Genomic DNA, 9,015 nt, shown 5'->3' with positions numbered 1-9,015 from the left:
AAACGTACTATAACATATAAAAACTAATATAAATAAGATGAAAAAAATAATCGTTTTACTGTTTGTTATCAATGTTTTTAAAACGTATAGTCAAAAAACAAATGACTATCTAATACCACCACAAACTCATTGGAAATCATTTGGTTTTAAAAAACAGGTAAAACAAGTAAATATAGCCTACTACAAAGTAGATAGCATATCATACAAACCAACAATGATAGAAGTGTATTCTTTTAACAAAGAAGGCTTTATTATACAAAAGTATTTTAAAATATTTGGTAAATACGCTAGCGAAACAGCTACTAATTATGAATATAATAATGGCTTGTTAGACAGTATAAACACGTATGCTTCATCAGTAAATTTTAATAACAAACAAAAATTACATTATAACACCAATCAAAAACTCACAAAAATTGTAGCGAATGGCAAGTTTTCAAATTTTACGGATACGTATACGTATAAAAATGGTTTGGTAAATTCAATAGAAAGATCATACTCCAACGGGGGGAGAATGACAACTTATTTTAACCATAATAAAAATTACAGTCGTATCAAAGAAACTAGTGTAAATGGTAAAATTACTGAAAGTTATACTGTTTACGATGGAACTGAAAAATTTGCATCATTCTATTTGGGCAGAGAACCGATAGTTACTTTTTACAAGGCTTATCATCATAATGATTTAGATATCGAAGTAAATGAAAACGCATTAAACTATGCCTTAAAAATGCGAAAATTAAAAGAACAAGAACCTAATTCATTTGTCAAACTTATGGGTGAACTACAAGGTAAACCCACCACAAGAACCATTTTTACTATTCCTGCAGAAAGTAGAAACGAAACGGGCGATTGGATAAAGCGTTTGCAAATAGACAAACAATATAATATGCATATAAGACGATTGGTATTTAAAAAACTAATCTATGCAGATGGATCCGAAAGTGGTAGTACCAATTTTGATATGTTTTTTGAAAAAAAAGTAGCTCGTTTAAAATAAAACACCCATAAAAAAATGAAAAAATATTACACACTCATTATCATATTTTTATTAAAGACACTTGTAGCTGAAGCACAAACTATAAATTGGGTAAACGCTCCTGTTAATCCATTACCCAAAGGTGCTAGTTTAGATAAAACACAACTAAAGGGTGATGTATTTCAAGACAGTTTTACTTTTTACGATAATAAGGGTAATTGGTTAGATATAGAACATAGAATACATATAAAATTTGACAATTATAACAGGCCCATATCAGCAACATATACCAATGGAAAAACACTCAATTTCAAATATGATGCTAACGGAAATCTTATTTACGACGAAGGAAAAATTTATGAATACGATGCACAAAACAGAATTAAAAAAGCAATTTACAGCTACAAAACAGAAGAATATAGTTATATAAAACAAGGTGATTTGGTTATAGTAACTATTACATCTAAAGAAACAGATAAACTACCAACTACTAAAACTGAATATTACAGAAACGGGTTGCTAACAGCAAGAAAAGCAAACCAAAATAACAGTAAAACATTTTTTAAATATCAATACGATTCTAAAGGTAACTGGATACAAAGAACAGAAACCAATGCTGCAGGTAATGTGTTACACCAATATAACAGAAGCATTATTTATCATAGTGAATATAAAGATTTTGAAAAAAATGCACAAATTAAAAAAACTACGGGCGACTTAAACTTAAAAGGCGGTTTGGCCATACCTCATTTATATATCAATGGTAAATTAGACAATACGTCGCTATGGGACAAATTTAACAACGATTATATATTCTTTAATCCATTAACGAACACTTATTACATTGCGAGAAACGCCCTTGACACATCAATAACTTTAAATACTACAATTCCTTTTGAATTTTTACTACAGTCAGAAAATAGTATTATTAGTGATGGTAAATCAGCAATGTGTATAGAGCGAGGCATCCCATCAATTTTTTCTTACAGAAAGTGGAAATACCAATCAGAATATAAAAATATTATTGCTAGAGATACTAAAAGTAAAGATGTTTATTTTGCAGGAAGCGCACTGCAAAATACTAGTAAAGAAACCAAGGCATACCCTGCAATTTCTATGACCTCTAGAGGGAATTCAATTTGGTATATCCCATCAGAAGACAAAGAACACGTAAGCTTTTTTATAGCAGGTAAACGGTTTAAGGATTATAAAATTGAAGGATATGTTGAAGGGACAAAAGACTACGTGTTTTCAATCAATAATGTTCCAACTTATGTATTAAGCAACTTTGCTAATTCAAAACCAGGCGTATTTAACAAAGGACGTTATTTTAATTTTTCTACCGATAAAATTTCAGGCAAAACTAATACTACACAACCTCAAAATAATAAAACAGACAATGCTTGCATAAAAGGTAACTGTACCAATGGTTATGGCACTTATGTTTTTAATAGCGGTAGCAAAGTGTTTGGCTTTTTCAAAAGTGGTAAACTACACGGTTATGCACAATTTTTCTTTGCCAATGGCAATCGTTATGACGGTGATTTTTATAATGGGTATCGTAATGGTTTTGGAATTTATTATTGGAATAAACTCAACGAGCAGTATTATGGGCATTGGAAAGATGGCAAACAACACGGTTATGGGTATTACGTTAAAAACAACAAAACTTTTCAGGCGGGTATTTACACACAAGGTAAATTAACCACCAATCTTTTTACTGATTATTTACAGAAAAAATCAACCGGTAAAAATTGCTTAGGAAACTGCCAAAATGGGTATGGTGCCTTTAAATACAACCAAGGAGATGTATATGTTGGCTTCTTTAAAAACGGACAACCATATAAGGCAGGCGCTTACAGGTGGGCTAACAAAAACTTTTATGTAGGCGACTGGGATAGCAATGGTAAAATTAATTATTCAGGAATGTTTAAAACACCAACCTATGTGTATTCTGGAGCATTTGCCCACAATGGATATATTACGGGTTTAGGTGTTAAAACAGATGTTAAAACCTTCACTCAAACCTATGGTGAATTTAAAAACGGTCAACTAATTGTAAATTATGCAAACGGCTACAATCCTGCAAATAGTAAAACAATGCCTCAGAAATAATTGAGAATGTACAACAAAGTTTGGCAAAAAAATAACTATCAATAAAGTAAATAAAGACCACGCAGTTAAAGATTTATATAAGATAAGCATCTAAAAAAATATAAATAAAAACAAACTAAAAAACAATATGCTCCTAAAAATTAAATTTATTACAGTCATTTTTTTAGTATTAAATTGTAATGCTATTGCACAATCTTTACCAAAGATTACAGCTAAAGATTACGGATTTACACAATCGGTTAAAAAAGTTGAGATGGTAACGTATACGTTACATTCTGAAAAAGCAATACAAACCGAAAAAGTTAGCTACAATTTCAACACTGATGGTACCATAAAAAGCTACGAAAGAAAAAGCAATACGAGTAGCGATTGGTTAAAATTAAGCAGTAACTATAAAAAAGGTCTTTTACGTAAAAGAATAATTAAACATCGTAATTCTAATTTAAACAGAAAACATCAATATGTTTATGATACACAGCATAATTTAATAGAAGAGCGCATCTATTTAAAAAAAGGGGAAAAAAATCATATAAAATATGAGTATCAAAACAATAAGCTACAAAGCATTATAGCTAATATAAATGATACTAATTCTATAACTACATTTTATTATACCAAAAAAGGTAATTTGTATAAAAAAGTACATCATCAAAAACATAAAGCTAAAGAAGATGTAATTTCTAACCACTTCTATTTAGAAGATAAAGAAATTTTATCCTATACAGAACCTAGCACTAATTACAAGGCATATATATATACAGAAATAGTAGATATTGCTTTTAAAATTATTGAAGAGAATAATGCTACAAGCAGAATAAATAAAGGTATTCAACGATTTAATAAAGAGGCACCAAAAGATAATATCCCTTTTAACTTAGAGCAAAATAGCAATCAAACTTGGCAATTTTACGAAAAGCATTTAGACAAGGTAGAACCTTACCAAATAACCATCTATTCCTACAAGAAAGACACCTTGGGTAACAAGGTAAAATATGCCACAGCCTATGTAAATATCAAGCAAGAAAACATAGCAACTATTCAGTTTTTTAGAACAACGTTACAAAATGGCAATATCGTTGGCGACACAAAGTATAATGAAAACACGTATTTAGAATTGGTAGAACATCTTAAATATATCAAAATTCCTAAATAAACATTTTTAACTATGACAGAAAATAATTATGAAATAAAACCGCTTTCCTCTAAAGATAAGAAAAAAATTAGTCAGCAGTATGTTTTCTTGGTTATTTTCTTAATTTTTGTAGGTGGTATATTCTTTTTCATTTTTAAAAATGTATTAAAGCCCGCAAAATTTAGTACAATTCCTATAATCGTTTTTGCTATTTTTTTATTGTTCTTCTTAAGTATTATAGTATACACTTTTTGGAGTACCTACATTGATTTAAAAAAAGGAATTAAACATTGCTATACTGGAATTATTACCGATAAACGAATAGATAAACACACCTCTTCTTCAAAAAATTTTACCTCAAGAGCGGGTAATAGTTCAAATAGTACTACCACTAAAACTTCATATTATATAAGTGTTGACATTCAAGAACACAGTATTCCTTACACGGTATATTCAAAAGCTACTATAGGAGACAAAATATATTTAGAAGTAAGTCCAAAAAACAAAGAGGTTTTAACATTTACTATATTAGAGAACCATCAGCAATCGATTGAAGTTAATAACACCCTTAATTTCATTCCAAATAAAAGTAAAACTATGCCAATGAGTCAAAAAGAAGTGGATGTAGTTAAAAAGATATTTTGGAAAAAAATGAGAAAAAGATTAATTTTTGTAATAGCATTTGCATTACTGTTATTATTGTTATGGCAAGGTATTTTTATTTTTATAATTCCTGTACTTGTTGCTTTTGTATATACTTCATTTAAACTACTTATAGAAATAAATAACTATGCAACGTTTTTTAGAAATGGAAAACTCAAACAAATAACAACAGTTCAGGTTAATGACAAACTTAAAATCACTTCCAATAGAAACGCAACCAAGTTCCGTTTAGTTACTAATAATGGAAACATTGATGTGTCAGAAAATATATACAACAAAGTAAAATCAAACGATATTATTGATTTGCACAAAGCATCGTTCATTACTATTCTTATTGCAGTAAATTTTAACTCACACAATATATACTTGTTTAATGAAACTATATAAATCTTCTGTTATGAAAAAAATAGGTTCACAGCTTCTTTTAGGTATCATTTTTATGTTTTTTATAAACAAGGCATATAGTAACGCTGCGCAACCTGGTATTTGGAATGCTGGTGGAACCGTATTTACAATGCTATATCCCGAAGACTCTCTCTCTTTTAAAAAAGTGCAAATGCAACAAGAAAACATATACATTCAGTTATATAAAGGTTTTGCAGTGGTAAAAGGAGTATATTGGTTTCGTAATACAACAAATGATTCTTTACGATTCAAAATGGGGTATCCTACCAATGGCATCTATGCTGGTGGAGACAACTATCTTAACCACGTTACTTTAGATTCATTAAGCCAATTTAAAATAAGAGTCAAAAACAATTTGCTACCGTTACTTAAAGAAGCACATCCAGAACTCAATAACAATTACAAAAAAACAATACCATTTAGTGATAATTGGAAAGTTTGGAACATGGAATTCACCCCAAACGAGCTACAAAAAGTAGAAGTGTATTTCATTGTAAACACCAACAATGCAAGAGTAAAGAAAGGTTATGAAAGCGAAAGTAAAAATGCATTTATTTATCTGTTAGAAAGCGGAAGTGTATGGAAAAACCCCATAAAACATGGTGATTTTTACATTGAATTAATGGACGAATTAAACGATTCTGACATAAAAGGACTTTCCTCAGGATTTGATTTTAAGTATAATGATAAACATAAGTTATTTAAAGGCTCAAAAGTAAATTTTTCACCTACCCCTAAAGATAATCTTGTTGTTACTTACTATAAAGATGATGATAAATTTTCTTTTGAAAATATAATTCAGCAATCAGATTATTTATTTACAAATATTGATAAATTATCAAGTTTATCATTAGAAGGTTTTACGTATTCCAATACTAAAATTAGAGAACCGTACCATGTTAAGACTACTTTCTGGGGAGTTTTTCCTGCTTTAGTAATTTTCTTACCCATTGTCATAATTTTAGTTATTGTCTTTATAATTATAATTTGGTTCATAAAAAAAAGAATAAAAAAGAGCAACAAATGATACATTCTGCTTTACTTAACTTTTTTATTTTACCGCTATATACTGTGTTTCCTCATTTTACTAAAAACAGCACAAATGTTATTAAGCCTTATTTTAATTATAATTGTTTTGTAAATTTTAAAACAAAAAAGTTTATAATTTCATTTTTTCCTAGACCTATTGCCTTTTTATTAAATTTAGCTCTTAAACATAGGGTGGTTTTTAAAACCTTATACAATATTTTTTATTTATGAATTCAATAATACTTTTTGTCAACCTCTTTATTATATTCATATTAACATTAATAGTAGCTACCACGTTAATAACTAAAAGAGAAAGTATAAAAGCAAGGCTGTCGTTCAGTTTTTTCTTTTTAAATATAATTTTAGTTTGTGTTTCTAATTTAATCACCTTCTTTGGAAGTTATAAATTGGTTTTTGTACCTTTTTTAATATTAGGATTCGTTTTTCTTTTCGGACCTATGTTATTACAGTATGTCTATTTTAATTTAGAAATAAAATTACCCAAATATTGGTCGTTAAATTATTGGGTTCTTTCGTTACTCTGTTTGAGTGGGGTTTATTATTTGTTTTTGCCAGATGAATTGAAAAAAAAATATTTTGCAGAAATATTACAAGGAACCCATCTACCCCTTATAATAATAACGAACTTAAGTTTATTACACAGTGTTATTTATTTTATTTATTTACGAGTATTTATAAATCGTTTTACCGTAAATACTAAAGAAAATCATTTACAAATTAAAAAAGAGTGGGTTTCTCAATTTGTAAATTATATGATTTTATGCAATGTAATTTTAATTATTTACTTCATTATTGTTTCAGTCTTTTATGTAGAGTACATTGTCATTGGTGATTTAGTTGTGATGCCCATTATCGTATTTACTATTTATTGCTTTATAGTAATTAAACATTCTCAGATGCATAAAGAAGCTGAGTTAAAATATGTGTTAGTGCAAATTGAAAATCAGAATAAATTACTGGAACAACGCTTGGAAATTTCTCGCGATCTACACGACAACATAGGCTCAAAACTCACTTTTATTGTTGTTACCATTAATACTATTAAATACTACATTACTTACGAAGACGAAAAGTTAACCGATAAACTAAATACTATAAAAGATTTTGCAAAAGTAACTACGCAAGAACTACGAGATACCGTTTGGGCAATGAATAAATCAGATATTTCTATTAAAGATTTACACTCTCGAATTGCAAATTTTATCGAAAAAGCGAAACAATCACAAAATAAAACTAATATAACTGTTAATGTAGATGAAAATTTCCCTGAAGATGTAACCTTTACATCCTTACAAGGACTGAATGCATTTCGCATTATTCAAGAGGCTACCAATAATGCTCTTAAATATGCAAAAGCTTCACAAATAACCATCCATATTTATAAAAAAGAAGATAATATATGTTTCTCTGTAAAAGATAACGGCAAAGGCTTTATAGAAAAAAACGTAGAATTAGGCAATGGATTATTGAATATGAGAAAACGATCCATAGAATTAAAAAGTCAACTCAACATACAAACTGAACTAGAAAAAGGGGTTGAAGTTTCATTTTGTTTTATAATTCCAAAAACAACAATACATAAGGTATGAAAACTAGAGTAGCCATTGTAGATGATAATAATTTTTTAATAAAAAGCACCAAAGAAAGCCTCTCTTTTTTTGAAGATATAAGCATCGTATTTACAGCCAACAACGGATTAGAATGCTTACAAAAACTTAGCGAAAATAAAAATACTGACCTGATATTAATGGATATTGATATGCCCAAACAAAATGGCATAGAAGCCACTGCCTTAATAAAACGAAAATATCCGCAAGTAAAAATAATTATGCTTACTGTTTTTGATAATGACGAACAAATTTTTAATGCAATACAAGCAGGAGCAGATGGTTATTTATTAAAAGACGACGAACCAAAAACTCTTTATAATGCTATCACAAAAACCCTTACTGGTGGCGCTGTTATGACTCCATCTATAGCTCTTAAAGCACTAAATCTTTTACGCACTCCTTTATCTCTACAAAAAAATGAAGAAGAAAATGTAAAACTAACAAGTAGAGAAATTGAAGTCTTAGAACAATTAGCAACAGGGTTACCATATACCTCAATAGCTGAAAATTTGTTTATCTCACCATCAACAGTTAGAAGGCATATTGAAAATATATATAAGAAGCTACAAGTACACTCAAAGATTGAAGCGATTACCTTAGCAAAGAAGAAACGCTTAATATAAAACTTTAATCTATAGCAATATTTATAGGCATAAGATTCGTTACAAACTAATGTTTATCTTAATTTCACAATCCTTAATTTATATAAGAAAAATAGATGTTTTACATAAATTGCAACAATTACATACTTACATAATATTTTAAAACGCCTGCAACATTTTAAAGATTATATAAAGTAAAATGAAAGTAAATAAAAACCGAGATAAAATTAATCTTCTAAAAAACAAACACTTACCTTATAAACATCAATAAAACTAACATTATTAGAAACCTCCTTTGCTTATCGGCACCCCCCAAACCACTACCAAAAAACTAAAGGAAAATAGTTTTTGCAGGTAACTCAACGATGATATTATTCCTCCTTTTTTGATTGATTACTTTTAAATCCAATTCTTCTTCTTGGTTCTTGGTCTTTGTTTTTCAAGTCAGCCTCTAACCTT

General features: G+C 28.7%; 7 protein-coding genes. All 7 read left to right on the top strand.

The window, feature by feature from the left end; genetic code table 11:
* The first annotated feature begins 37 nt into the window (after positions 1–37).
* Positions 38–1,000, top strand: coding sequence for a hypothetical protein (locus tag ACN0WY_RS17045; protein WP_417801143.1), 963 nt, complete (start codon positions 38–40; stop codon positions 998–1,000).
* A gap of 15 nt (positions 1,001–1,015) precedes the next feature.
* Complete coding sequence (locus tag ACN0WY_RS17040; RefSeq protein WP_417801142.1) at positions 1,016–3,094, top strand: hypothetical protein; 2,079 nt, start codon at positions 1,016–1,018, stop codon at positions 3,092–3,094.
* 127 nt (positions 3,095–3,221) lie between these two features.
* Positions 3,222–4,247, top strand: coding sequence for a hypothetical protein (locus tag ACN0WY_RS17035; protein WP_417801140.1), 1,026 nt, complete (start codon positions 3,222–3,224; stop codon positions 4,245–4,247).
* A gap of 12 nt (positions 4,248–4,259) precedes the next feature.
* The gene (locus tag ACN0WY_RS17030; RefSeq protein ID WP_417801139.1) at positions 4,260–5,276 is read left to right on the top strand and encodes a hypothetical protein; all 1,017 of its coding nucleotides are present in this window, start codon (positions 4,260–4,262) and stop codon (positions 5,274–5,276) included.
* 10 nt (positions 5,277–5,286) lie between these two features.
* A complete protein-coding gene (locus ACN0WY_RS17025; protein ID WP_417801138.1) occupies positions 5,287–6,321 on the top strand; it encodes a hypothetical protein in 1,035 nt (344 codons plus the stop codon).
* A 229-nt stretch (positions 6,322–6,550) separates the two neighbouring features.
* Positions 6,551–7,933, top strand: coding sequence for a sensor histidine kinase (locus tag ACN0WY_RS17020; protein ID WP_417801137.1), 1,383 nt, complete (start codon positions 6,551–6,553; stop codon positions 7,931–7,933).
* Positions 7,930–8,577, top strand: coding sequence for a response regulator (locus ACN0WY_RS17015; RefSeq protein ID WP_299001590.1), 648 nt, complete (start codon positions 7,930–7,932; stop codon positions 8,575–8,577). Before ACN0WY_RS17020 ends, ACN0WY_RS17015 begins: the two co-directional genes overlap by 4 nt.
* Positions 8,578–9,015: the final 438 nt, after the last annotated feature.

The sequence above is a fragment of the Tenacibaculum sp. genome, from assembly GCF_048269885.1.
GTDB lineage: Bacteria > Bacteroidota > Bacteroidia > Flavobacteriales > Flavobacteriaceae > Polaribacter.
Note: the sequence above shows the minus strand (reverse complement) of the source record. Positions and strands in the feature narration are given on the sequence as shown.